The sequence below is a fragment of the Klebsiella sp. FDAARGOS_511 genome (genome assembly GCF_003812845.1).
Lineage (GTDB): Bacteria > Pseudomonadota > Gammaproteobacteria > Enterobacterales > Enterobacteriaceae > Klebsiella > Klebsiella grimontii.
Genome location: NZ_CP033824.1, coordinates 2,406,575 through 2,432,328, shown reverse-complemented (window position 1 = coordinate 2,432,328; position 25,754 = coordinate 2,406,575). Strand labels below are relative to the sequence as shown.

The following is a 25,754-nucleotide window of genomic DNA, read 5'->3' as shown; positions in this document are numbered from 1 at the left end:
CTCCTTACCAGAACAGTGCGACAAACAGGATCACCACGGTGACGACCGCAGTGACGACCCAAAGCCCTTTAATAATTGGCTCAGGTCCCATTTTCTCGCCTTTAAGGATAATATTGGCGGCTTTCGGCGCCAGCTCAAACCAGGTTTTGGTATGCAGTAGCGCGGCTGCAAGCGTGATCAGGTTTAGGATCACGACAATCGGGTTTTGCAGGAAACCGACATAGCCCGCCCAGCTCTCCGCGCCATGCTTCAGTGCGAACAGCCCGTAAATCAGCACGATGCTGAACCAGACCGTGGGTACCGCCGTTCCTTCACGCAGCATATAGAAGCGATAAAACGGCAGCTTTTTCCACCAGGTGGACGGCATCGGCCGCACGTAGGGTTTGCGTTTAGTCGTCATACAGCACTCCTTAGCGTGGTTTCAGGGTGGCGATAAGAAAGTCTTTCGAGCTTTCTACCTTGCCCTGCTGGATCGCGGCCGCCGGGTCGACGTGTTTCGGGCAGACTTCGGAGCAGTAGCCCACGAAAGTACATGTCCAGACGCCATTCTGGCCGTTAAGCTGCGCCATACGTTCCTTTTTACCGCGATCGCGGCTGTCTTCGTTGTAGCGATGGGCGAGGGTGATCGCCGCCGGACCGATAAACTCCGGATTAAGACCAAACTGCGGACAGGCCGCATAGCACAGGCCGCAGTTGATGCAGCCAGAGAACTGGTGGTACTTGGCCATTTGCGCCGGCGTCTGCGTGTTAGGCCCCTGATCGGGCGTGCGTGGGTTGCCAATGATGTACGGCTTAATGGCTTCCAGGCTTTCAATAAAGTGAGTCATATCGACCACCAGATCGCGCTCAATCGGGAAGTTAGCCAGCGCCTCGACTTTAATGCCTTTGGTGTATTCACGCAGGAAGGTTTTACAGGCCAGCTTTGGCACCTTGTTCACCATCATGCCGCAGGAACCGCAAATCGCCATACGGCAGGACCAGCGGTAGCTGAGGTCCGGCGCGAGGTTGTCTTTGATATAGCCCAGAGCATCAAGCAGAGAGGTTTGCTCATCGTAGGGAACTTCATAGAAAGCGCTGTGCGGTGCAATGTCCACTTCCGGGTTGTAGCGCACCACTTCGACTTTCATATTTTTCATCTCAGCCATTCGTCGTCTCCTTCTTCTCGGCTGCTTCCGCTTCCGCACCGTACACGCGTTTTGCCGGCGGCAGAGTGGTGATTTTCACATCACTGTACTCCAGGCTGGTATTACCGTCGGCATCGCGGAAGGCGAGGGTATGCTTGAGGAAGTTGACGTCGTCACGCTCGGTGCAGCCTTCGTCCAGACGCTGATGCGCGCCGCGGGACTCTTTACGCGCGAGGGCGGAGTGCGCCATACATTCGGCGACGTTCAGGCCATGACCCAGTTCGATGGTGTACAGCAGGTCGGTGTTGAACACGCTCGAGGTGTCGGTGATACGCACGCGCTTGAAGCGCTCCTGCAGCTCGGCCAGCTTATCAACCGTTTTCTGCATAAGCTCCGGCGTACGGTAGATGCCGCAGCCTTCTTCCATTGACAGCCCCATTTCGTCACGAATCTTCGCCCAGTTCTCGTTACCTTCTTGATTAACGAGTTCTTTCAGGCGGTTCTCGATATCGACGACCTGGGCGTCCAGCGCAGCGCTATTGGCTTCGCCCGCTTCGGTTGCGCGCTGCATGGCCTGCTCACCGGCCAGACGACCAAACACCACCAGCTCCGCCAGGGAGTTGGAGCCAAGGCGGTTGGCGCCATGCAGGCCGACAGAAGAACATTCGCCCACGGCAAACAGCCCTTTGATGCGGGTTTCACACTGCTGGTCGGTTTCGATCCCGCCCATGGTATAGTGCGCGGTCGGACGTACCGGAATAGGATCTTTCACCGGATCGACGCCAACGTAGGCCTTCGAGAGTTCGCAGATAAACGGCAGACGTTCAAGCAGCTTTTTCTCGCCCAAATGGCGCAGATCGAGATAGACCACATCGCCTCGCGGGGTAGGGATCGTGTTGCCTTTACGCCATTCGTGCCAGAAAGCCTGGGAGACTTTATCGCGCGGACCCAGCTCCATATATTTATTTTTCGGTTCGCCCAACGGGGTTTCCGGACCCATGCCGTAATCCTGCAGATAGCGGTAGCCGTTCTTGTTGACCAGAATACCGCCTTCGCCGCGGCAGCCTTCCGTCATCAGAATGCCGGAACCCGGCAGACCGGTGGGGTGATATTGCACGAACTCCATATCGCGCAGCGGTACGCCGTGGCTGAGCGCCATACCCATACCGTCACCGGTGACGATACCGCCGTTGGTATTGTAGCGATACACGCGTCCTGCGCCGCCGGTCGCCAGAATGACCGCGTTGGCGCGGATCTGCACCAGCGTACCTTCCATCATATTCATCGCGACCAGACCGCGAGCCTGGCCATCATCCACCAGAATATCCAGAACAAAATGTTCATCGAAGCGCTGGATTTGCGGGAATTGAAGCGAGGTCTGAAAAAGGGTGTGCAGCATATGAAAGCCGGTTTTATCGGCAGCGAACCAGGTTCGTTCGATCTTCATACCGCCGAATCGCCGGACGTTGACGCTGCCGTCCGGGCGGCGACTCCACGGGCATCCCCAATGTTCGAGCTGGGTCATTTCCGTCGGGCAGTGATGAACGAAGTAGTCAACGACGTCCTGTTCGCACAGCCAGTCGCCTCCTGCAACGGTGTCGTGGAAATGGTACTCGAAGCTATCATGATCCTGCGCGACGGCAGCGGAACCCCCTTCAGCAGCAACGGTATGGCTGCGCATAGGATAGACTTTTGAAATTAGAGCGATTTTAGCATTTGGATTAGCTTGCGCGGCGGCTATTGCGGCGCGAAGACCTGCTCCGCCTGCGCCTATTACGGCAAGATCGGCTTGAAAAGTTTGCACGACATTCCTCCAGTTTTTGTTTATTTCGCCGCCGGGCTGGCGAAAACGTATCACTGCTCCTTTATAGGTAAGGAGTATAGCCGTAGGGTCATAAGGGAAAATTGACGTGTTCGATTTTTTTATCGTTCTGTGCGGTTGTTTATCTGCTTGCTTTATGTTTTTGGGTTATCAACAAATTAAGTGTATGTAACGCGTTTACGTATTCGCACAAAATTTGTTTCATCTGCCAGTTACGAGTAGACTTCGTGCCCTTGTTTCAAATCGGAGAAAGTACCATGAGCGAAACGGCAACCTGGCAGCCGAGCGCATCCATTCCAAATCTGTTAAAACGTGCAGCGGTGATGGCGGAAATTCGCCGTTTCTTTACCGACCGCGGCGTGCTGGAGGTGGAGACGCCCTGCATGAGTCAGGCGACGGTGACGGATATTCATATGGTCCCGTTTGAGACGCGTTTCGTTGGTCCTGGCCACTCTCAGGGGCTGAACCTGTACCTGATGACCAGCCCGGAGTATCACATGAAACGCCTGCTGGCGGCCGGCTGCGGCCCGGTGTTTCAGCTATGCCGTAGCTTCCGCAATGAAGAGATGGGGCGTCACCATAATCCGGAATTCACCATGCTGGAGTGGTATCGTCCATGCTACGACATGTACCGCCTGATTAATGAAGTCGACGATCTGCTCCAGCAGGTGCTCGACTGCCAGCCGGCCGAAAGCCTCTCTTACCAGCAAGCCTTTCAGCGTCATCTGGAAATCGACCCGCTGTCGGCGGATAAAACCCAGCTGCGCGAAGCGGCGGCGAAGCTGGATCTGAGCAATATCGCCGATACGGAAGAGGACCGGGATACGCTGCTTCAGCTACTCTTCGCCATGGGCGTCGAGCCGCACATCGGTAAAGATCGGCCAACGTTTATTTATCACTTCCCGGCAAGCCAGGCGTCGCTGGCGCAAATTAGCACCGAAGATCACCGCGTGGCGGAGCGCTTCGAGGTCTATTACAAAGGCATTGAGCTGGCGAACGGTTTTCATGAGCTGACCGACGCGCGCGAACAGCAGCAGCGTTTTGAGCAGGATAACCGCAAGCGTGCTGCTCGCGGCCTGCCGCAGCAGCCAATCGATCGTCATCTGCTGGCCGCTCTGGAAGCCGGGCTGCCGGATTGTTCCGGCGTAGCGCTGGGCGTTGACCGCGTTGTGATGCTGGCCCTGGGGGCTGAAAGCATCGGTGAGGTCATTTCGTTTACCGTCGACCGTGCCTGATCTTCCTTTCCGCTTTCCTGCCGGATATTGACGGAGATGACCGCCGATGTATGGCGGTATGGTTGATTGTCCGGTCGTGCGACCGTTCTGGCCTTGCCTGCGTTCAGGCAAGGCCGTTCTTACAGACTGCCGGGGGCGCGGCTGGTTTTCCCTGCCGAAGTCAGCGCTCTGCTGCTTTTTCTGCCATCAATGCTCTCCAGACGCATCTGGAACGGCGGGAACGGCATATCGATCCCGTGCTCGCGGAATCCGGCCAGAATCAGCTGATGCATCTCGTGGCGCAGCGGCATACGGTGACCCATTTCGGCGGCGTAGATACGCAGCTCGAAAATCTGGATCCCCTGCTGCAGGTCAACGAGGAACGCTTCCGGCGCCGGGGTATCGATAACTAACGAACAGCGGTGCGCGGCATTTAACAGGATCTGCGCAACCTCTTCGGTATTGGCATCCACCGGCGCAGGCACCGTCAACACTACGCGGGTCACGGAATCCGACAACGACCAGTTGATGAACTGTTCGGTGATGAACGCCTTGTTCGGCACGATAATCTCTTTACGGTCCCAGTCGCTGATGGTCGTGGCGCGGGTATTAATACGCGTCACGCTGCCGGTGAGATCGCGAATAGTGACCGTATCGCCAATCCGTATTGGTTTCTCAAACAGAATAATCAGGCCGGAGATAAAGTTGGCGAAGATCTCCTGCAGACCAAAACCGAGACCGACGCCGAGGGCGGCAATGAGCCACTGCAGCTTGGCCCACTCGATGCCAATCATCGAGAAGCCGACCAGACCGCCAATCAGCATCAGCAGATATTTAGTGATGGTGGTGATGGCGTAGCCGGTGCCCGGCGTCAGTTCCAGATGCTGGAGGATCGCCAGTTCCAGCAGCGCGGGCAGGTTGCGCACCAGTTGGGTGGTAATAATCAACACCAGGATGGCAATCAGCACCGCGCCGAGGGTAATCGGCTCCAGGCTCTCAACGCCCTGCACCGTAGAGGTGACGTCCCACAGCGAGATATTCTCCAGGAAGCCAAACGCGGAGTGGATTTCTGACCACAGCACGATAACCGACACTAGCGCAATCAGCATCAGCAGGGAGCGCACCAGACGTAACGACTGGGTACTGATGGCATCCAGATCGACCTCGCTGACCTCGGCTTCCATTGAACCTTCCGGGCTGCTGGTATGCTGAGCCTCTTCTTCACCACGCGCGCGCTGGGCGAGGATCTCCGCCCGTCGATGCTTGGCGCGATCGAACGCCAGGCGGCGGCGCTGGATCAACATCCAGCGGCGAATGATGTGATAGACCACCAGCAGCAGGAACCAGATGGCGACCGAGGTTTCGAGCCTGGCGAGCAGCGCCTGCGCCGTGGCGAGATAGCCGATCGCCGCCGCCAGCATCGCCACCAGCGGCGCGCCGAGCAGCATATTCCACAGCAGCCGGTTCAGCATATTGTCGCCGCTGCCTTCTTTGTCGAGATACAGCGGGATGCCGGCGCGTTTCAGGCTCAGGGTCACCATCGCCAGCGCGCCGCAAATCAGCATAAAGCAGAGGCGGCCCAGCGAGGCGGAGAATTCGCGATCGTTGAGGTTATCGAAGGTAATCAGCGCCATAATCAGCGGCACGATCAGCCCGATGCTCATCAGGTAGTAGCGCATCGCTTTGCTGACGCGGCTACGCGGCCAGCCGAAGTGGGCGATGAACAGGCCGTTTGGGCGGGCGAATGTAGCGCAAATCATCACCACCCACAGCAGCGGCACCGTAGCGGTAACGCTATCGCCAATGGCGACCGCCAGCGGGAAAGGCCAGGCGGCCTGCAGGCCATAGCCCAGCGTCATCCACAGTACCGGCAGCGGCGAGGCCACCAGTATTGACCAGAACACCGTGCGCAGCGTGAGCCAGAAGTGATCCTGCGTCACCTTACCGACGCGCGCGCTGGAGCGCTCAAGGAAGCTGGTGAAATGGCGTCGTGAGCTAATACTGAACCCCACCAGAATGAGCGCGACGAAGAGCGGCAGCAGGGTCTCTTTGCTGGTCAGCATCATCATGCTGGCTTTGCCGAGCTGGCTCATGGTATCGAGCGAGATCAGACGGCGTAGGTCCTGAACGATCTCCAGCGGCCATGAGAAGCCGATTGGGCTGACGTCGGAGGTCCAGAACAGATAGCGGTGGGTCGCTTCGTTGATCTCTTTAAGCGCATCTTCAAGCTGGCCGTTGGCGACTTTCAGCTTGGTCAGTTCGAGCATAAGCGTATCGCCGCCGCGTAGCAGGGAGTTGAGCAACTCAGTCTGCGTACGCATCTGAGCCTGCAGAATACGGTTCTGCTCGCTGGTGAGCGGCTCCCCATCCGCCTGACGAATTTGTCTTAGCTGAGGCTGCTTGCCGAGCTGATCTTCATAGCGCAGGCGCTGCACGCGCAGCTGAGCCATTTCGGTATCCAACTGCTGCGGTCGCGGGATTTCCGGCAGCCGCGCAACCTGCGCGCGCAGGGCTTCGCCAAGCAGATTGGAAGAACCCAGCCACTGAGACTGCTCGCGCAGGGTGTTTAGCGCCTGACGCACCTGGAGAGTTTGATTGGTCGCCTGGCGCTGCTGCGAGGCGATCAGATCCATGCGCTGCGCCTGCTGGTTGAGCGCCTGCGACAGCTCGCGGTTAACTTTAAACTGCGCCACGATATCCGGCGGCAGGTTTTCGCTGTTTTCCGCCAGTAGTTCGGTGCTTTCCAGCGCTTTCTCCGCCTCGCGCTGCCGTTGGTTGTTTAGCTGATTACGCAGCGCTTGTAGCCAGGCGTCGAGCTGTTCGCTCTCTTTCTGCGCCAGCTCGGAGCGCAACCGCGAAAGTTCCTGGCGGTTATTGGCGGAGAGCTGGGCCAGATCCAGCTCATCGACCAGCGCTTTCAGCCGCGCGGACTCCGCCTGCAGGCCAAGATTCTGCGCCTGCGCCAGCGGCGTATTGCTGTTTTGTGCGCCAACCCGGCGCTCAACCTCGTTCAGTTGGCGGCGGGCATCGCTCTGCTGCTGCGGCAGCTGGTTAAGCGAATCGGCGATATCGCGGGCGCGATCCTGCTCCTGCTGAGCTTTACGGCTGGCTTCCAGCAGCTGGCTGCTGACCTGGAGAATCTCCTGGTTCAGCGCATCGGAGGAGAGAGTAGTGGAGACCTGGCGCGGCTCATCGCTCAGATTATTGAGCTGCGCGCGCAGGTTTTGCGACAGTTTGGGGAAGTTATCGATAACGTCCTGGTACTGACGGACGCGCTCAAGGGAAGCATTACGCTCCTCAAGGGCGTTGAGGGCAGATTGCAGGACTTCGACGGTCTCAGGCTGGGCGGGCTTCGCCGCCTTCGCCTGTTCCAGTTCCTGAGCTATCTGTTTAGCATCCGGGGCTGTCGCTGCGTACGCCCCAAAACTGAGGCACCAGGCCAGCAGGAAAGTGTATATCAGGCGCACGGCGTGACCTTTTCTTTCAGGAATTAACCTTTGTCTTGTTTATCGTCAACCAGCGGACTGGCGGCGTGTTCCGCGCGGACTTCTTCTTCTGCCAGCGGCGCGGGCTCGGCCGGCGCTACGGCTTCAGGCGCGGTTGCCAGCGGCTGGCCTATTTTAGTGACCGACAGGCTGTGTAACTGCTCAATCAGCGTCACCTTGCCTGGCGAAAATAGGTTGATCACCGTGGAGCCCAGTTTAAAGCGGCCCATTTCCTGGCCTTTCAGCAGGGCGACAGAGCCTTCGCTATCACCAGCAGGCCAGGTCCAGCGCTTAATGATGCCTTCGCGCGGCGGCGTGACGGTACCGGACCACACGGTTTCGATGCTGCCGACGATGGTGGCACCGACGAGGATTTGCACCATAGGACCAAACTCAGTATCGAACAGGCAGATGACGCGCTCGTTGCGAGCAAAAAGATTCGGCACGTTTTGTGCGGTCAGGTGGTTTACGGAGAACAGATCCCCCGGCACGTAGATCATTTCGCGCAGAATACCGTTGCATGGCATATGCACGCGGTGGTAATCGCGCGGCGAAAGATAGGTGGTGACGAAGCTGCCGTTACGGAACAGGTCCGCCATCTGGTAGTTACCGGCCAGCAGCGCTTCCAGGCTGTAGTTATGGCCCTTAGCCTGCAAAATTTTGTCGTCTTCAATGGCGCCCAGTTGGCTGATGACGCCGTCGGCGGGCATCACCAGCACGCTCGGGTCGGTATTTAACGGACGCACGTCGTCGCGCAGCGGACGAACGAAGAAGTCGTTAAAGGTACGGTAGCTGGCGGTATCAGGCTTTTGCGCCTCTTTCATATCGACCTTGTAATATTTCACGAACAGATCGATGACCAGTTTTGTCAGCCAGCCTGCTCGTTTGCGTGCACCCCAGCCTGCGAGGCGGGTGAGCCACAGTTTAGGCAGAATGTATTGCAGTGAAAGTTTAAGATCGTTTAACAAGGTAGCCTCCAGGCCATTATTTGTCGTTCCTGGCCCCGCGGAGCAGCGGAGCCTGAAAAAGGGGGACGATTCTAACGATGCTCAGCTTAAATGTCAGTCATCGGTTGATGAAAAGCTTTTACGCGTTTTTACCTGTACCTGCGCCATGCTTTCCAGAATGCGATGGTAGTTTTCAAACCGGCTTTCGGCGATTTCACCCTTCTCAACCGCTTCGCGAATGGCGCAGCCCGGGTCATTGTCGTGCTTGCAGTCGCGGTATTTGCACCGGCCTAAATAATCATGGAATTCGACAAAGCCGTGGGTGATTTGTTCCGCGTCGAGATGCCACAAACCAAACTCGCGTACGCCCGGCGAATCAATCACATCGCCGCCGTGCGGGAAGTGGTACAGGCGCGCGGCCGTGGTGGTGTGCTGCCCCAGTCCTGAGACGTCCGAAACGTCATTGGTGAGGATTTGGTCATCATGCAGGCCCAGCAGCGCGTTCAGCAGGCTGGATTTGCCTACCCCTGACTGCCCGGCAAAGATACTGATACGATCGGTGAGCGCCTCTTCAAGCGGCTTCAGGCCATCCTGCGTGCGGCTGGAGACCATCAGTACGCGGTAACCAATATGGCGATAAATGTCCATTTGCTCGTTGACGAAGGCCATGCTCTCCTGATCCAGCAGATCGATCTTGTTGAGTACGATCAACGGCTCGACGTTTAGCGCTTCGCAGGCCACGAGATAGCGGTCGATAATATTCGGAGAAAGCTCAGGCAAAATCGCGGAAACAATGACAATCTGATTGATATTGGCGGCGATGGGTTTGACGCCGTCATAGAAATCCGGACGCGTCAGTACGGAAGTTCGTTCATGGACGGCCTCGACGATGCCCTTAACGTTGACGCCGTCAGCTTCGCTTTTGCCTGGCCGCCAGACCACGCGATCGCCGGTGACCAGCGAACGGATAGTGCGGCGTATGTTGCAACGGTGGACGCTACCGTCGGCGGATTCGACATCGGCATGCATGCCAAAGCGGCTAATGACTGTCCCTTCAGATTTTTCACCGAACAGGTTGTCGTCAAAATCGGCCTTCTCCGAAGTCGTTTTCAGGCGGCGCTGGTGGTTGGCCTTCACGCGGCGCTGTTGGCCTTTGGAGAGTTTATTTTTACTCAATCGAACTGGCTCCTGGTCGCCCTGTACGGGCAAAACCTCTATGATACACGCTATTTTAGATGAATATAGTGACGTAAGAAGGGTGGAAAATAACATGAGTACAGATGAAAACAACCTGATTTGGATCGATCTTGAAATGACGGGGCTGGATCCGGAGCGCGATCGCATCATCGAAATCGCCACCCTGGTGACCGACGCGAATCTGAACATTCTGGCGGAAGGGCCGACGATTGCGGTACACCAGTCAGACGCGCAGCTGGCGCTGATGGACGAGTGGAACGTGCGTACCCATACCGGCAGCGGGCTGGTGGAACGGGTGAAGGCGAGTACCCAGGGCGATCGTGAAGCCGAACTGGCGACTATCGAATTCCTCAAAAAGTGGGTACCGGCAGGTAAGTCGCCAATCTGCGGCAATAGCATCGGCCAGGATCGTCGCTTCCTGTTTAAATATATGCCGGAGCTGGAAGCATATTTCCATTACCGTTACCTGGACGTCAGTACGCTGAAAGAGCTGGCTCGTCGCTGGAAGCCGGAAATTCTCGACGGCTTTAAGAAACAAGGTACGCACCAGGCGATGGACGATATTCGCGAATCGGTCGCGGAACTGGCCTACTATCGCGAACACTTTATTAAGCTTTAACGCCCGTGCCGGGGCCAACACGCCCCAGCCATACCCCCAACTATTTAAACCACTTCTGTTCCATGGCCTGGAACTCCGGCGAGGCTTTTACGACATCCAGAGCGGCATTGATGTTATTCAGCAGCTCAGGATCGTCTTTACGTACCGCAATGGCGTACTGCTTACCGTAGTAGCCGGGATCCGTGGCGCGTTCGTCCATCATGGCGTAGTCGGGGTTATCCTGGAGCCATTTCGTTAACGTCTCCTGATTGCCCATCACGCCGCTAATCACGCCTTCTTTCAGCGCGCTCAGGGCGCTTTCGTCGCTGTCGTAAGGCACCGCATGCACGGCTTTTTGTTTGTCCCGCAGATAGCGCTGATGAAGGGTGCCTTTTACGACGCCGATTTTTTTATCCTTCAGATCGGCAAAGGTGTGGGCGGCGTCTTTCGCTGTGACAACTACGCCGGACAGCGCCTGACGATAGGGATGGCTGAACGCAACCTGCTTTTCTCGCATCGGAATCACTTCGATACCGGCAATCACGGCGTCGAATTTCTTAAAGCGCAGCGCCGGGATGAGGGTATCGAACCCCTGGGGAGTGAATTTGCATTCGACCTGCATCTGTCTGCACAGCGCGTTGGCCAGGTCGATATCAAAACCCGTGGGCAGATTTTTACCATTGACGGTTTCATACGGCGGATTGGCCGTCGTTGTCCCAAAATGTAGCGTTGTTGCCGATGCTGTTCCTGTGGCAAGCGTGGCCAGCAGCAGGACGGTAAGCGCTTTTTTCATTTTATTTCCCTGGTTGTCATCGTTGTTGACCGTCAGCGGGCGATATCCGCCTATAAACTTGAGCGATTTTGCGCCTTTAGCGGGCCCGGAAAAAGTGATTTTGCCGCATTTGCTGGTTATTTAGACAATTCAGGCCGGTGTGTGGTGATAAAGTGGTCATTTAAACCAAAAACGAAAAAAATTGCGCTCAGGGGGGTTGCAGGTAAATCGAATTCTCGTATAATGCGCCTCCCGTGACGAAGCAGAAATGCAAATCACGACGCCATAGAAATATGGCCAGAAGTATGCGGGAATAGCTCAGTTGGTAGAGCACGACCTTGCCAAGGTCGGGGTCGCGAGTTCGAGTCTCGTTTCCCGCTCCAAAATTTGAAAGTACCATCCTAATCACAGGATTTCGAGTTGCGATAAAGCAGCTAACGCAGAAGCGACTTGAAAGACAAAGATTAAGCGGGAATAGCTCAGTTGGTAGAGCACGACCTTGCCAAGGTCGGGGTCGCGAGTTCGAGTCTCGTTTCCCGCTCCAAAATTTGAAAGTTACCACACCCAAGCGGGAATAGCTCAGTTGGTAGAGCACGACCTTGCCAAGGTCGGGGTCGCGAGTTCGAGTCTCGTTTCCCGCTCCAAATTTCTTCTCATATTCAGTTTATCCACAGCGCAACTACGCGTCATGGATACTTTTCGCGATGTCCTGAAAATACTGTGAACAGAGTTATCCACAGGTTAGTCTTTCGTCTTTTCTCAGGAAAACACTTCACTATGTAAATAGTATTCTTATATGTACCTGAAACGTAAGGGTTAAATTTCATTTCAAAGTGTTAATCCGATCACTTGACGAACGTCTGCCCGTTGAAACGCAATGTGTTTTTATTTTTATTCACACCCTGTGAATGAATCAGGCGTCGCGCGGTAGCCCTTTTTCAACCACCCTGACCAGCCGTAGCTTCTTGGGCAATTGCACCTCAACCACATTGGCATTTCGTTTTGCCATTTGCTGCGTCATCGCCCACTCGATGTGTTCATCGAGAAGTGGGTGCTCACCCCGGCGGCTCTCCAGCGCCTTGAGGTTGGCTTCATCCCAGGGCGCATTGCCCAGCGCGACGGCAATATTACGTAGCCAGCGCAGATGGCCAATACGGCGAATAGCCGATCCCTCCGTCACTTTTAGAAAATATGACTCGCTCCAGGTGAAAAGCTCCAGTAGCTCTGGGGCATGCAACGCTTTGCGCGGGCTGAAATCGTCTTCATCAGTCAGCTGCGCGAAGCGGTTCCACGGGCAAATCAGCTGGCAATCATCGCAGCCGTAGATGCGGTTACCGATCAGCGGGCGGAACTCTTCCGGGATGGCGCCTTCCAGTTCAATCGTCAGATAGGAGATACAGCGTCGGGCATCGACGGTATAGGGCTCGACGATGGCGCCGGTTGGGCAGATAGTCATGCAGGCCACGCAGCGCCCGCACTGTTCCTCGACGGGTTGGTCGATGGGGAGAGGGAGGTCGATAAGTAGCTCGCCGAGGAAAAAGAACGAGCCGGCATCGCGGCTGAGGATGAGTGAGTGCTTACCTGTCCATCCCAGCCCTGCTTTTTCGGCTAAAGGGCGTTCAAGAATCGGCGCGGAATCGACAAAAGGTCTAAAATTGAGCGAAGCACACTGCGCCTGAATCATCTCACCTAATTTTTTCAGGCGATGACGTAACAGCTTATGATAGTCCCGTCCGAGGGCGTAACGGCTAACGTAACCCCGCGCGGGATCTTTCAGGGTGCGGGCGAAAGCGGCATTAGCAGGCAGATAGTTCATCCTCACGCTAATCACGCGTAAGGTACCTGGCTGGAGTTCATGAGGGCGCGCGCGCATCATGCCATGGCGCGCCATCCACTCCATTTCGCCGTGGTATTGTTTATCCAGCCACGCCTGCAGTTTAGGTTCGCTGGCGCTGAGATCGGTATCGGTAATACCGACCTGCTGGAACCCCAGCTCTGTGCCCCACTGTTTGATTTGCTGCGCTAAATGATTGAGATCGAGGGGCTGTGACATGATGGACCATACGATGACGAAAAACACCGACAGTATACCACATATCATCTGGCCGGCGGAGGCGCTACGGCGGGCGGAAAAAGAGGCGGCGGATGCCCTTGGGCTGACGTTATATGAGCTGATGCGCCGTGCGGGCGAAGCGGCTTTTGAACTTGCCTGCGAACAGTATCCAGGAAGCCAGCACTGGCTGATTCTTTGCGGCCACGGTAATAACGGCGGAGACGGCTACGTGGTGGCGCGCCTGGCGCAGGCGCGCGGGATTCAGGTCACGCTGCTGGCGCTGGAGAGCGAGAAGCCGCTGCCGGAAGAGGCCAGCCTGGCGCGTGAAGAGTGGCTCAATGCCGGCGGGACGATTCACGCCGCGAACATCGTCTGGCCTGAAGATATCACATTGATTATTGACGGTCTGCTCGGTACCGGGCTACAGAGCGCGCCCCGGGAAAACGTCGCTGAGCTTATCGCGCATGCTAACGCTTATCCGGTGCCGGTTGTCGCGCTCGATATCCCCTCAGGTCTGAACGCGCAGACAGGTACGACGCCAGGCGCGGTTATCCATGCCGCTCATACCATCACGTTTATTGCGCTTAAGCCGGGGCTGCTGACCGGCAAAGCTCGCGATGTCGTGGGCCGCCTGCATCATCACGCTTTAGGGCTTGACCGCTGGCTGGCAGGCCAGACGACGGCAATCAGTCGATTCGATGCCTCGCAGCTTTCCGACTGGCTGCCGCCACGACGCCCAACCTCGCACAAAGGCGACCACGGTAAGCTGGTGATTATTGGCGGCGAACCGGGTACGGCGGGAGCCATTCGGATGAGCGGGGAAGCGGCGCTGCGTGCGGGCGCAGGGCTGGTGCGCGTCCTGACTCATAAGGATAATATCGCCCCCGTTCTGACCGCCAGGCCGGAGCTGATGGTCCATGAACTGACATCCCGCGCGCTTGAGGAAAGCCTGCAATGGGCGGATGTCGTCGCGATTGGGCCGGGTCTTGGTCAGAGCGAGTGGGGTAAGAATGCGCTGCGCCAGGCGGAGAATTTTCGCAAACCGATGGTCTGGGATGCGGATGCGCTGAACCTGCTGGCAATCAATCCCGATAAACGTCACAATCGCGTGCTGACGCCGCATCCCGGCGAAGCCGCCCGTCTGCTGAACGTGAGTGTGGCAGAAATTGAAAGCGATCGCTTACATTCTGCACAACGTCTGGTAAAACGTTATGGTGGCGTTGTGGTGCTAAAAGGTGCAGGAACGATCGTGGCGAGCGAAACGGGCGAAATGGCTATTATCGACGCCGGTAACGCTGGGATGGCCAGCGGCGGGATGGGTGATGTGCTGACCGGTATTATCGCCGCGTTGTTAGGCCAGCGCCTGACGCCGTATGATGCTGCCTGCGCCGGATGCGTTGCTCATGGCGAAGCTGCCGATCGGCTGGCGGCGAGACATGGCACCCGCGGAATGCTGGCGACCGATCTTTTTTCCACGCTCAGGCGTGTTGTTAACCCGGATGTGATTGACGTAGACCATGATTAACCGAGTGATTCCTTTACCCGATGAGCAGGCGACTTTAAGCCTTGGCAACCGCGTCGCGCAGGCATGCACTGGCGCGACGGTCATCTATTTGTATGGCGATTTAGGGGCGGGTAAGACCACCTTTAGCCGCGGTTTCCTTCAGGCTCTCGGTCACCGTGGCAACGTTAAAAGCCCAACCTACACCCTCGTAGAGCCTTACAGTCTCGATAATTTGATGGTCTATCACTTCGATCTGTATCGCCTGGCGGATCCTGAGGAACTCGAGTTTATGGGGATCCGCGATTATTTTACTGACGATGCTATCTGCCTGGTGGAATGGCCGCAGCAGGGCACGGGAGTACTGCCGGACCCGGATGTTGAAATTCACCTTGAGTATCAGGCACAAGGGCGTGAGGCGCGCGTAACCGCGGTCTCCTCATTGGGTAAGTCTTTATTGGCGCGTTTGGCTAATTAGCCTGAAGGACGACGGGATGATGTATCGCATAACCAGTTGGCTGGCTGCCGCACTGATGCTGTTTAGCATTCAGGCTACTGCGGCAAGTTTATCCGATATCCAGGTCTCAAATGGAGATCGGCAGGCCCGTATTACCATTAGTTTTATCGGCGAGCCTGAATATTCGTTTAGCCCCCAGGGCAAACGCATCGTGGCACTGGATATCAAACAGACCGGCGTACTCCAGGGGCTACCGCTGCAGTTTAGCGGCAATAATCTGGTAAAAAGCATTCGTTCCGGGACGCCGCAGGATACGCAGTCGCTGCGCTTGTTGGTGGATTTAACTGCCGATGGCAAAACCCGCGCGGTGAAACAGCAGAACGGCTCTAACTACACCGTGGTGTTTACGATTAACGCCGACGAGCCGCCTCCGCCACCGCCGCAGCCGGTGGTGGTTAGACAGGCGGAAAGGCCCGTGGCGCAGCCCGTGCGTCCGAGCGAACCCGCACGTAACCCGTTTAAAGCCGATAACGACCGGCTTACTGCGGTGACCAGCACGAGTAGCGTAACGCGTCCCGCTGCGCGTCCCGTGTCCTCCGATGATAAAGTGATTATCGCCATTGATGCCGGTCACGGCGGCCAGGATCCGGGCGCTATTGGCCCGAATGGCACGAAAGAGAAGAATGTGACTATTGCCATTGCGCGTAAGCTCCGCGCGCTATTGAATGCCGACCCTCAGTTCAGGCCGGTGCTGACGCGCGACGGCGATTACTTTATTTCAGTCATGGGGAGATCTGACGTCGCGCGTAAGCAAAACGCCAATTTCCTTGTCTCAATTCACGCCGACGCCGCGCCGAATCGCGATGCCACCGGAGCCTCGGTTTGGGTGCTTTCCAACCGCCGCGCGAACAGCGAGATGGCCGGCTGGCTCGAACAGCATGAGAAGCAGTCCGAGCTGCTGGGCGGCGCGGGCGATGTACTGGCCAACAGCCAGTCTGACCCTTACCTGAGCCAGGCGGTGCTGGATTTACAGTTCGGCCATTCCCAGCGCGTCGGGTATGATGTGGCGACCAATGTGCTGAGCCAACTGCAGCGGATCGGCGATTTACATAAGCGCCGCCCCGAGCATGCCAGCCTGGGTGTACTGCGCTCGCCGGATATCCCGTCGATCCTTGTCGAAACAGGTTTTATTAGTAATACAGGCGAGGAGCGGCTGTTGGGCAGCGATGCCTATCAGCAACAGGTCGCAGAGGCGATTTATAACGGTCTGCGTAACTACTTTATGCAGCATCCTCTGCAATCCGCGCCGCGCGGAGCAGCCGCGCAGACCGCCAGCGCAGGTTCGTCTGATGGGACGTTGTTAAATTAAGGAGACGGCCATGCCGATTCAGGTTCTACCGCCGCAGCTCGCCAACCAGATTGCCGCAGGTGAAGTGGTGGAACGACCGGCTTCGGTGGTCAAAGAGCTGGTGGAAAATAGCCTCGATGCCGGGGCGACGCGCATCGACATTGATATTGAGCGCGGCGGGGCGAAGTTAATCCGCATTCGCGATAACGGCTGCGGCATTAAAAAAGACGAGCTGGCGCTAGCGCTGGCCCGTCACGCCACCAGTAAAATTGCTTCGCTGGACGACCTTGAGGCGATCATTAGCCTCGGCTTTCGCGGCGAAGCTCTGGCCAGTATTAGCTCAGTGGCTCGCCTGACCTTGACCTCGCGTACCGAGGATCAGCAGGAGGCCTGGCAGGCCTATGCCGAAGGGCGCGATCAGGCGGTCACCGTGAAGCCAGCGGCGCACCCGGTGGGGACAACGCTGGAAGTGCTGGACCTGTTTTATAACACCCCCGCCCGGCGCAAGTTTATGCGCACCGAGAAAACCGAATTTGGCCATATTGACGAAATCGTCCGGCGCATCGCGCTGGCGCGTTTCGACGTCACTATCAACCTCAGCCACAATGGTAAAGTCGTGCGTCAGTACCGGGCGGTATCGCAGGACGGCCAGCGTGAGCGGCGTCTGGGCGCGATCTGCGGTATACCCTTTCTCGAACATGCCCTGGCGATTGAGTGGCAGCATGGCGATCTTACCCTCAGCGGCTGGGTGGCCGATCCTCTGCATACCAATCCGACGCTGGCGGAGATTCAATATTGCTACGTTAATGGGCGGATGATGCGCGATCGCCTGATTAATCACGCGATCCGTCAGGCTTGTGAAGATAAACTGGGGGCCGATCAGCAGCCTGCTTTTGTGCTGTACCTGAAGATAGATCCGCATCAGGTGGATGTGAACGTTCACCCGGCCAAACATGAAGTGCGTTTTCATCAGTCGCGCCTGGTGCACGATTTTATCTATCAGGGCGTGCTGAGCGTCCTGCAGCAGCAGCTGGATGTACCGTTGGCGGAAGAGGGCGATGAGTCCGCACCGCGGCAGGTGCCGGAAAACCGCATTGCGGCAGGCGGCAATCATTTTGCCCAGCCGGCGGTCGCGCGTGAAAACGCGGCTCCCCGGTATCGTGATGAGCCCGCCGCGCCGCGCTTTAACGCCAGCGGTTCGTCGGGGCCATCTTCAACTGGTGGAGCCGGCTGGCCGCATGCGCAGCCAGGCTATCAAAAACAGCAGGGTGCGCTCTACCGCCAACTGCTGGATACTCCTGTCGCGGAGCGCAAACCCAAATCTCCCACACCGACGGCGGAAGGCCTGTCAGGTCATAGCCAAAGCTTTGGCCGCGTGCTGACGATTATCGATAGCGACTGCGCGCTGCTGGAGCGCGACGGTAAGTTAGCGCTGCTGGCCCTGCCGGTCGCTGAGCGCTGGCTGCGCCAGGCACAGCTGACGCCGGGCGCAGAGGCGGTTTGCGCCCAACCGTTGCTTATCCCGCTGCGGATAAAAGTGTCCGAAGAGGAAAAAGACGCGCTCAAGCAGGCGCAGTCTGCGCTGGCAGAGGTCGGGATTGAACTCCAGTCCGATGCGCACCACGTGACGATCCGCGCAGTGCCTTTACCCTTAAGACAACAAAATTTACAAATCTTGATTCCTGAACTGATAGGCTACCTGGCGCAGCAAAAAACCGTCGACGTCGGCAATATTGCCCAGTGGATGGCGCGTAACCTGGCGAGCGAGCATGCGCAGTGGAATATGGCGCAGGCGATTGCCGTCCTGGCGGATATTGAGCGCTTATGTCCGCAGCTGGTTAAAGCGCCGCCGGGTGGTCTGTTACAACCTGTTGATTTACATTCGGCGATGAATGCCCTGAAAGATGAGTGATGTAACCGAGGCAAGCCTGCCTAAGGCAATATTTTTAATGGGCCCGACGGCCTCTGGTAAAACCGCATTGGCGATCGCCTTACGTAAAGTTTTGCCAGTAGAGTTGATTAGCGTTGATTCAGCCCTCATTTATCGAGGAATGGACATCGGCACGGCCAAGCCGGATGCCGCGGAGCTAAGCGCTGCGCCGCATCGGCTGCTGGATATTCTTGATCCGGCTGAGGCTTATTCCGCAGCGGATTTTCGTCGTGCTGCGCTGGCTGAGATGGCTGATATTGTTGCCGCGGGGCGTATTCCGCTACTGGTTGGCGGAACGATGTTGTATTTCAAGGCGTTGTTGGAAGGGTTGTCGCCTCTACCCTCGGCTGACCCTGAGGTCAGGGCCAGGATCGAGCAACAGGCCGCAGAGCAAGGATGGAACGCGTTGCACCAGCAGCTACAGGAAATTGATCCGGTTGCCGCCGCGCGTATTCATCCAAATGATCCGCAAAGACTTTCCCGAGCACTGGAAGTTTTTTTCATTTCGGGTAAAACTTTAACGGAGCTGACGCAAACGTCAGGTGATGCTCTGCCGTATAAGGTGCACCAGTTCGCCATCGCCCCGGCGAGCCGTGAACTGCTCCATCAGCGCATAGAACAGCGTTTTCATCAGATGTTGGCTTCAGGTTTTGAAGCAGAAGTGCGGGCGCTTTTTGCCCGGGGAGATTTGCATACGGATATGCCTTCCATTCGTTGTGTCGGATATCGCCAGATGTGGTCGTACCTAAATGGCGAGATCCCGTATGATGAAATGGTTTATCGAGGTGTTTGCGCCACGAGACAGTTGGCTAAACGTCAGGTTACCTGGCTGCGCGGTTGGGAAGGTATTCACTGGTTAGACAGTGAACAACCTGAACAAGCGTTCAACAAAGTATTACAGGTTGTTGGTGCTAGCCTGGACTGAACGTGTACAATTGAACAGGTATCGTGCGTAATTTTTTTAAGAATCGTAAGGTTCTGAGTACAAAACAAGCATACATATAAGGAAAAGAGAGAATGGCTAAGGGGCAATCTTTACAAGATCCGTTCCTGAACGCTTTGCGTCGGGAACGTGTTCCGGTTTCTATTTATTTGGTGAATGGTATTAAGCTGCAAGGGCAAATTGAGTCTTTCGATCAGTTCGTGATCCTGTTGAAAAACACGGTCAGCCAGATGGTCTATAAGCACGCAATTTCTACTGTTGTCCCGTCTCGCCCGGTGTCACACCACAGCAACAATGCTGGTGGCGGTACAAACAACTATCACCACGGTGGTGGTGCGCAGGGTTCTTCTGCGCCGCAGCAAGACAGCGAAGACGCCGAATAAGGCAGATGCTGTTTTTCCACGTCGGGGAGCCAGGTTTTCTGCGTTCCCCGCTGGTATTTTATAAGGGGTTTACGCTTGTTTGACCGTTATGATGCCGGTGAGCAGGCGGTACTGGTACACATCTATTTTTCGCAAGACAAAGATATGGAAGATCTCCAGGAGTTTGAAACTCTGGCCTCTTCCGCCGGTGTCGAAGCAATGCAGGTGATTACCGGTAGCCGTAAAGCACCGCACCCGAAGTATTTTGTTGGTGAAGGTAAAGCTGTCGAAATTGCGGAAGCCGTAAAAGCGACCGGAGCATCGGTCGTGCTCTTCGATCATGCCCTGAGTCCGGCACAGGAACGAAACCTGGAGCGCTTATGCGAATGTCGGGTTATCGATCGTACCGGCCTGATTTTAGATATTTTTGCCCAGCGAGCGCGTACCCACGAAGGGAAACTACAGGTCGAGCTGGCGCAGCTGCGCCACATGGCGACTCGCCTCGTTCGCGGCTGGACCCACCTTGAAAGACAGAAAGGCGGGATTGGTTTGCGCGGCCCGGGTGAAACCCAGCTCGAAACTGACCGCCGTTTGCTGCGTAACCGCATTATGCAGATCCTGGCGCGGCTGGAAAAAGTTGAAAAACAGCGCGAGCAGGGACGGCGGTCACGCGCTAAAGCCGATATTCCAACCGTGTCGCTGGTCGGTTATACCAACGCCGGTAAATCCACGTTGTTCAACCAGATAACTGAAGCCGAGGTCTATGCTGCGAACCAGCTGTTCGCTACTCTGGATCCAACGCTGCGCCGCATTGACGTCCCTGATGTTGGCGAAACCGTACTGGCGGATACCGTAGGTTTTATCCGCCACCTGCCGCACGACCTGGTGGCCGCGTTTAAAGCGACGCTCCAGGAGACGCGCCAGGCGACGCTGCTGCTGCATATCATTGATGCGGCCGATGTGCGCGTGCAGGAAAACATTGACGCGGTAAATACGGTGCTCGCGGAAATCGAGGCCGATGAGATCCCGACGCTGCTGGTTATGAATAAAATCGACATGCTGGATGATTTTGAGCCGCGTATCGATCGGGATGAAGAAAATAAACCGATTCGGGTCTGGCTTTCCGCCCAGACCGGGGTTGGTGTACCGCTGCTTTTTCAGGCTTTGACGGAACGGCTTTCTGGTGAAGTGGCGCAGCACACGCTGCGCCTGCCGCCGCAGGAAGGCCGGTTGAGAAGCCGGTTCTATCAGCTTCAGGCGATAGAGAAAGAGTGGATGGAGGATGACGGTAGCGTTGGTCTGCAGGTGCGCATGCCGATCGTTGACTGGCGTCGCCTCTGTAAACAAGAGCCAGCGCTGGTTGAATACGTGATTTGACCTTGCAGCTTGCCTGAAGATATTAACCCCTGTGGGGATATCAAAAACAAATATGGAGCATATACATGGCGTGGAATCAGCCCGGTAATAACGGACAGGACCGCGACCCGTGGGGAAGCAGCAATAACCAAGGCGGCAACTCTGGGGGAAATGGCAATAAAGGCGGTCGCGATCAGGGACCTCCCGATCTGGATGATATCTTCCGTAAGCTAAGCAAAAAACTTGGCGGCCTGGGTGGCGGAAAAGGTGGACTGGGCGGCGGTAGCGGCTCTCAGGGACCTCGTGGGCCAATGGGCGGGCGTATCGTCGGCATCGTTGCCGCCGCTGCGGTTATTATCTGGGCAGCCAGCGGTTTTTATACCATTAAAGAAGCTGAACGTGGCGTCGTCACTCGCTTTGGTAAATTTAGCCATCTGGTTGAGCCTGGCCTTAACTGGAAACCGACCTTCATTGATAGCGTTCAGGCGGTTAACGTTGAGTCGGTCCGTGAACTGGCGGCTTCCGGCGTCATGCTGACGTCTGACGAAAACGTCGTGCGCGTTGAGATGAACGTGCAGTACCGCGTGACCGATCCGGAACGCTATCTGTTCAGCGTCACCAGCGCGGACGATAGCCTGCGTCAGGCTACCGACAGCGCCCTGCGCGGCGTGATCGGTAAATACACCATGGACCGTATCCTGACTGAAGGACGTACCGTCATTCGTAGCGATACTCAGCGTGAGCTGGAAGAGACCATTCGTCCGTACAACATGGGGATTACCCTGCTGGACGTCAACTTCCAGACGGCTCGTCCGCCGGAAGAAGTAAAAGCCGCGTTTGATGATGCGATTGCCGCACGTGAAAACGAACAGCAGTACATTCGTGAAGCGGAAGCTTACACCAACGAAGTTCAGCCGCGGGCTAACGGTCAGGCGCAGCGTATTCTGGAAGAAGCTCGCGCATACAAGACCCAGACCGTTCTTGAAGCTCAGGGTGAAGTGGCTCGCTTTGCGAAAATCCTGCCTGAGTATAAAGCGGCTCCGGAAATTACCCGCGAGCGTCTGTATATCGAAACCATGGAAAAAGTGCTGAGCCATACGCGCAAAGTGCTGGTTAACGATAAGGGGAGCAACCTGATGGTTCTGCCTCTGGATCAGATGCTTAAAGGCGCCGGCGCGCCGGCGGCAAAGAGCGATAGCAGTGGCGCAAGCGATCTGCTGCGTCTGCCGCCTGCATCCAGCTCAAACAGCGCCAGCAACGCTTCTACCTCTACGGGAGGCACCATTATGGACCAACGCCGCGCCAACGCGCAGCGTAACGACTACCAGCGTCAGGGGGAATAACGATGCGTAAATCTGTTATCGCGATAATTGTCATCGTGCTGGTGGTGCTCTACATGTCCATCTTTGTTGTTAAAGAGGGCGAGCGCGGGATCACGCTGCGTTTTGGTAAAGTTCTGCGCGACGATGAAAACAAACCTCTGGTGTACGCGCCAGGACTGCACTTCAAGATTCCGTTTATTGAGTCTGTGAAGATGCTCGATGCGCGTATCCAGACGATGGACAATCAGGCTGACCGCTTCGTCACCAAAGAGAAGAAAGACCTGATCGTTGACTCCTACATCAAGTGGCGCATCAGCGACTTTAGCCGTTACTACCTGGCAACCGGCGGCGGTGATATCTCCCAGGCCGAGGTGCTGCTGAAACGTAAATTCTCTGACCGTCTGCGTTCTGAAATTGGCCGTCTCGATGTGAAAGACATCGTGACCGACTCCCGCGGTCGTCTGACCCTGGAAGTGCGCGATGCCCTGAACTCAGGCTCTGCGGGCACGGAAGATGAAGTCAGCACGCCGGCTGCCGATGACGCGATTGCCAAAGCGGCAGAGCGTATTGAAGCAGAAACCAACGGTAAGGTTCAGGTGATCAACCCGAACAGTATGGCGGCGCTGGGTATTGAAGTCGTCGACGTGCGAATCAAACAGATCAACCTGCCGGCTGAAGTGTCTGAAGCGATCTACAACCGTATGCGCGCCGAGCGTGAAGCGGTTGCCCGTCGCCATCGTTCGCAAGGGCAGGAAGAAGCTGAAAAACTGCGCGCGACCGCGGATTATGAAGTGACCAAAACGCTGGCGGAAGCCGAGCGTCAGGGACGTATCCTGCGCGGTGAAGGCGACGCTGAGTCGGCGAAATTGTTTGCTGACGCATTCAGTCAGGATCCGGGCTTCTATGCCTTTATCCGTAGCCTGCGTGCGTACGAGAACAGCTTCCAGAGCAATCAGGATGTGATGGTTCTCAGCCCGGACAGCGATTTCTTCCGCTATATGAAATCACCTACGGCGGCGGCTCGCTAATAAGCGTTCGTAGATGGAATAAGTGAAAAGGCGCCTTGTAAGGCGCCTTTTTTACAACTGAGCTAAATTAGTTGCCAAGCAATTTATTTATCAGCCCACCGAATAACGGTACGCTTGCTAGCGTGCTTTCAATCACACCGCCGATTGTTGAACCTATCGTACTACCGATAGTTTCTCCAAGCCCTGGCGCGATGGTCGACAGATTGATTGTGCCAAGGATAGGTAAGTCAACGCTCAGAGTACTGCCGAGTGACCATACTGCAGAGCCTGTCTTACCACCCAGTGAAGCCAGCCCATCTTGCAGCCAGCCCGCGCCGCTTACAGCGTTGATTTCAGTTGCGGTTAATTCTCTCATAATAATCCTCCTGATTATCTTATGCTCGTATCGAATCTTGATACGCTATGCATACTTGCAATTTAAAAAACAACCTTCAATACAATGGGTTATGAATTTTGTTTCATAAAATTAGTTCATAATGATGATGAAATAACTGACAATGTGAAATGAGGATAAACACAGCATTGACTAGCATCGGGTGCTGTATCGGGCGGCGTATAAATAAGGGTAAATAATGAACTCAACAATCTGGCTGGCGCTGGCGCTGGTTTTAGTACTCGAAGGACTCGGGCCGCTGCTTTACCCGCGAGCCTGGCGTCGAATGGTCGCCACGATGAGTCAATTACCGGATAATTTATTACGCCGGTTTGGCGGTGGTCTTGTGGTTGCTGGCATCGTCATCTACTACATGTTGAGGAAAACGATTGGCTGAGCGTAAAGTAGACTAATTTCCCGTCTTTCGAGTGCAAAAAGTGCTGTAACTCTGAAAAAGCGATGGTAGAATCCATTTTTAAGCAAACGGTGATTTTGAAAAATGGGTAACAACGTCGTCGTACTGGGCACCCAATGGGGTGACGAAGGTAAAGGGAAGATCGTCGATCTCCTGACTGAACGGGCTAAATATGTTGTGCGCTACCAGGGTGGTCACAACGCCGGCCATACTCTCGTAATCAACGGTGAAAAAACCGTCCTCCATCTCATTCCATCAGGTATTCTTCGCGAGAATGTCACCAGCATCATCGGTAACGGTGTTGTACTGTCTCCGGCTGCGCTGATGAAAGAGATGAAAGGTCTGGAAGACCGTGGTATCCCTGTTCGCGAGCGTCTGCTGCTTTCTGAAGCTTGCCCGCTTATCCTCGAATATCACGTCGCGCTGGATGTCGCCCGTGAAAAAGCGCGTGGCGCGAAAGCTATCGGTACGACCGGTCGCGGTATCGGCCCGGCTTACGAAGATAAAGTGGCTCGCCGCGGTCTGCGCGTTGGCGATCTGTTTGATAAAGCCACCTTCTCTGAGAAACTGAAAGAAGTGATGGAATATCACAACTTCCAGTTGGTGAATTTCTATAAAGCCGAAGCGGTTGATTACCAGAAAGTTCTGGATGACGTGATGGCGATTGCCGACATCCTGACCGCGATGGTTGTTGACGTTTCCGATCTGCTCGACCAGGCGCGTAAGCGTGGCGATTTCGTCATGTTTGAAGGCGCGCAGGGTACGCTGCTGGATATCGACCACGGCACCTACCCGTACGTGACCTCCTCCAACACCACCGCTGGTGGCGTTGCGACCGGCTCCGGTCTGGGTCCGCGTTATGTAGACTACGTGCTGGGTATCATTAAAGCCTACTCCACTCGCGTAGGCGCAGGTCCGTTCCCGACTGAGCTGTTTGATGAAACCGGCGAGTTCCTGTGCAAGCAGGGTAACGAGTTTGGCGCCACCACCGGCCGTCGTCGTCGTACCGGTTGGCTGGATGCCGTGGCGGTACGCCGCGCGGTGCAGATTAACTCCCTGTCGGGTTTCTGCCTGACTAAGCTGGACGTCCTGGACGGCCTGAAAGAAGTTAAAATCTGCGTTGCCTACCGTATGCCGGATGGCCGCGAAGTGACAACCACTCCGCTGGCTGCTGACAACTGGGAAGGCATCGAGCCGATTTATGAAACCATGCCGGGCTGGTCTGAAACCACCTTTGGTGTGAAAGAGCGCAGCGGCCTGCCGCAGGCAGCGCTGAACTACATCGCACGCATTGAAGAGCTGACCGGTGTACCGGTTGATATTATCTCTACCGGTCCTGACCGTACCGAGACGATGATTTTGCGCGATCCGTTCGACGCGTAATTATCTCCAGGGGCGCCGTTAAGGCGCCTCTTGTTTTTGCTGTTCGCCCGCCCCATTTAAATAAATTAGCGGCCTGAGCGCTGGCTGGTTTATCATCAATAGTAATTACGTCTACCGACGCACT

General features: G+C 56.1%; 22 protein-coding genes and 3 tRNA genes. 16 read left to right on the top strand and 9 right to left on the bottom strand.

Features of this window, described 5'->3' with window-relative positions; translation table 11 throughout:
• Positions 1-4: 4 nt before the first annotated feature.
• From frdC to frdA, 3 genes are read right to left on the bottom strand one after another with little or no spacing between them, the layout of a single operon-like run.
• Complete coding sequence (frdC, locus tag EGY08_RS12660) at positions 5-400, bottom strand: fumarate reductase subunit FrdC (RefSeq protein ID WP_004128037.1); 396 nt, start codon at positions 398-400, stop codon at positions 5-7.
• A gap of 10 nt (positions 401-410) precedes the next feature.
• Entirely contained in the window at positions 411-1,145 is a 735-nt protein-coding gene (locus tag EGY08_RS12655) for a succinate dehydrogenase/fumarate reductase iron-sulfur subunit (RefSeq protein ID WP_004128039.1), read from the bottom strand.
• Positions 1,138-2,928, bottom strand: a complete 1,791-nt coding sequence (frdA, locus tag EGY08_RS12650; RefSeq protein WP_087829763.1) for a fumarate reductase (quinol) flavoprotein subunit — start codon at positions 2,926-2,928, stop codon at positions 1,138-1,140. The genes EGY08_RS12655 and frdA overlap by 8 nt, the downstream gene beginning before the upstream one ends.
• A gap of 275 nt (positions 2,929-3,203) precedes the next feature.
• Here frdA and epmA point away from each other — a divergent pair, with 275 nt between their 5' ends.
• Positions 3,204-4,181: an elongation factor P--(R)-beta-lysine ligase gene (epmA, locus tag EGY08_RS12645; RefSeq protein ID WP_004128048.1), complete on the top strand. Its 978-nt coding sequence runs from the start codon at positions 3,204-3,206 to the stop codon at positions 4,179-4,181.
• Positions 4,182-4,300: 119 nt separating this feature from the next.
• Here the strand turns inward: epmA and mscM are convergent, their stop codons facing one another.
• The 3 genes from mscM to rsgA form a co-directional block, all read right to left on the bottom strand.
• Positions 4,301-7,627: a miniconductance mechanosensitive channel MscM gene (gene mscM / locus EGY08_RS12640; RefSeq protein WP_004128051.1), complete on the bottom strand. Its 3,327-nt coding sequence runs from the start codon at positions 7,625-7,627 to the stop codon at positions 4,301-4,303.
• A 23-nt stretch (positions 7,628-7,650) separates the two neighbouring features.
• Positions 7,651-8,613 (bottom strand): archaetidylserine decarboxylase, encoded by a 963-nt coding sequence (gene asd / locus EGY08_RS12635; RefSeq protein ID WP_004128055.1) that lies wholly within the window; start codon positions 8,611-8,613, stop codon positions 7,651-7,653.
• A gap of 93 nt (positions 8,614-8,706) precedes the next feature.
• Positions 8,707-9,768: a small ribosomal subunit biogenesis GTPase RsgA gene (gene rsgA, locus EGY08_RS12630; protein WP_004128058.1), complete on the bottom strand. Its 1,062-nt coding sequence runs from the start codon at positions 9,766-9,768 to the stop codon at positions 8,707-8,709.
• Between the two features lie 94 nt (positions 9,769-9,862).
• Between rsgA and orn the strand changes: the two genes are divergently transcribed.
• A complete protein-coding gene (gene orn / locus EGY08_RS12620) occupies positions 9,863-10,408 on the top strand; it encodes an oligoribonuclease (RefSeq protein ID WP_123828552.1) in 546 nt (181 codons plus the stop codon).
• A 40-nt stretch (positions 10,409-10,448) separates the two neighbouring features.
• Here orn and EGY08_RS12615 read toward each other — a convergent pair whose 3' ends face one another.
• Complete coding sequence (locus EGY08_RS12615) at positions 10,449-11,180, bottom strand: arginine ABC transporter substrate-binding protein (protein WP_112166539.1); 732 nt, start codon at positions 11,178-11,180, stop codon at positions 10,449-10,451.
• A gap of 286 nt (positions 11,181-11,466) precedes the next feature.
• Between EGY08_RS12615 and EGY08_RS12610 the strand changes: the two genes are divergently transcribed.
• The 3 genes from EGY08_RS12610 (at position 11,467) to EGY08_RS12600 (ending at position 11,803) form a co-directional block, all read left to right on the top strand.
• Positions 11,467-11,542: transfer RNA gene (locus EGY08_RS12610), tRNA-Gly, on the top strand.
• Between the two features lie 85 nt (positions 11,543-11,627).
• Positions 11,628-11,703, top strand: a tRNA-Gly gene (locus tag EGY08_RS12605).
• Between the two features lie 24 nt (positions 11,704-11,727).
• A tRNA-Gly gene (locus tag EGY08_RS12600) sits at positions 11,728-11,803 on the top strand.
• A 269-nt stretch (positions 11,804-12,072) separates the two neighbouring features.
• Here EGY08_RS12600 and queG read toward each other — a convergent pair.
• Positions 12,073-13,212 carry a tRNA epoxyqueuosine(34) reductase QueG gene (gene queG / locus EGY08_RS12595; protein WP_112166541.1) on the bottom strand — a complete coding sequence of 380 codons (1,140 nt, stop codon included), beginning with the start codon at positions 13,210-13,212 and terminating at the stop codon, positions 12,073-12,075.
• Between the two features lie 13 nt (positions 13,213-13,225).
• Here queG and nnr point away from each other — a divergent pair, with 13 nt between their 5' ends.
• The 9 genes from nnr (at position 13,226) to hflC (ending at position 23,459) form a co-directional block, all read left to right on the top strand.
• Positions 13,226-14,737, top strand: a complete 1,512-nt coding sequence (nnr, locus tag EGY08_RS12590; protein WP_177447638.1) for a bifunctional ADP-dependent NAD(P)H-hydrate dehydratase/NAD(P)H-hydrate epimerase — start codon at positions 13,226-13,228, stop codon at positions 14,735-14,737.
• Positions 14,730-15,191, top strand: coding sequence for a tRNA (adenosine(37)-N6)-threonylcarbamoyltransferase complex ATPase subunit type 1 TsaE (tsaE, locus tag EGY08_RS12585; RefSeq protein WP_004128070.1), 462 nt, complete (start codon positions 14,730-14,732; stop codon positions 15,189-15,191). Before nnr ends, tsaE begins: the two co-directional genes overlap by 8 nt.
• 16 nt (positions 15,192-15,207) lie before the next feature.
• Positions 15,208-16,539 (top strand): N-acetylmuramoyl-L-alanine amidase AmiB, encoded by a 1,332-nt coding sequence (gene amiB, locus EGY08_RS12580; RefSeq protein ID WP_049115787.1) that lies wholly within the window; start codon positions 15,208-15,210, stop codon positions 16,537-16,539.
• 10 nt (positions 16,540-16,549) lie between these two features.
• Positions 16,550-18,430 (top strand): DNA mismatch repair endonuclease MutL, encoded by a 1,881-nt coding sequence (mutL, locus tag EGY08_RS12575; protein ID WP_049115785.1) that lies wholly within the window; start codon positions 16,550-16,552, stop codon positions 18,428-18,430.
• Positions 18,423-19,373 carry a tRNA (adenosine(37)-N6)-dimethylallyltransferase MiaA gene (gene miaA / locus EGY08_RS12570; protein ID WP_049115784.1) on the top strand — a complete coding sequence of 317 codons (951 nt, stop codon included), beginning with the start codon at positions 18,423-18,425 and terminating at the stop codon, positions 19,371-19,373. The genes mutL and miaA overlap by 8 nt, the downstream gene beginning before the upstream one ends.
• Positions 19,374-19,465: 92 nt before the next feature.
• Positions 19,466-19,774, top strand: a complete 309-nt coding sequence (hfq, locus tag EGY08_RS12565) for an RNA chaperone Hfq (RefSeq protein ID WP_004097968.1) — start codon at positions 19,466-19,468, stop codon at positions 19,772-19,774.
• Between the two features lie 75 nt (positions 19,775-19,849).
• Entirely contained in the window at positions 19,850-21,130 is a 1,281-nt protein-coding gene (gene hflX, locus EGY08_RS12560) for a ribosome rescue GTPase HflX (protein ID WP_004128082.1), read from the top strand.
• A 65-nt stretch (positions 21,131-21,195) separates the two neighbouring features.
• Entirely contained in the window at positions 21,196-22,452 is a 1,257-nt protein-coding gene (gene hflK, locus EGY08_RS12555) for an FtsH protease activity modulator HflK (protein ID WP_004128085.1), read from the top strand.
• Positions 22,453-22,454: 2 nt separating this feature from the next.
• Positions 22,455-23,459, top strand: coding sequence for a protease modulator HflC (gene hflC, locus EGY08_RS12550; RefSeq protein WP_004128087.1), 1,005 nt, complete (start codon positions 22,455-22,457; stop codon positions 23,457-23,459).
• Between the two features lie 67 nt (positions 23,460-23,526).
• On the opposite strand, the gene EGY08_RS12545 is transcribed toward hflC, so the two are convergent.
• Entirely contained in the window at positions 23,527-23,814 is a 288-nt protein-coding gene (locus EGY08_RS12545) for a hypothetical protein (protein ID WP_004128090.1), read from the bottom strand.
• A gap of 217 nt (positions 23,815-24,031) precedes the next feature.
• On the opposite strand from EGY08_RS12545, the gene EGY08_RS12540 reads away from it, so the two are divergent.
• A complete protein-coding gene (locus tag EGY08_RS12540) occupies positions 24,032-24,229 on the top strand; it encodes a DUF2065 domain-containing protein (protein ID WP_004097978.1) in 198 nt (65 codons plus the stop codon).
• A gap of 102 nt (positions 24,230-24,331) precedes the next feature.
• Positions 24,332-25,630: an adenylosuccinate synthase gene (locus tag EGY08_RS12535; RefSeq protein ID WP_123828550.1), complete on the top strand. Its 1,299-nt coding sequence runs from the start codon at positions 24,332-24,334 to the stop codon at positions 25,628-25,630.
• The last annotated feature ends 124 nt before the right edge of the window (positions 25,631-25,754 follow it).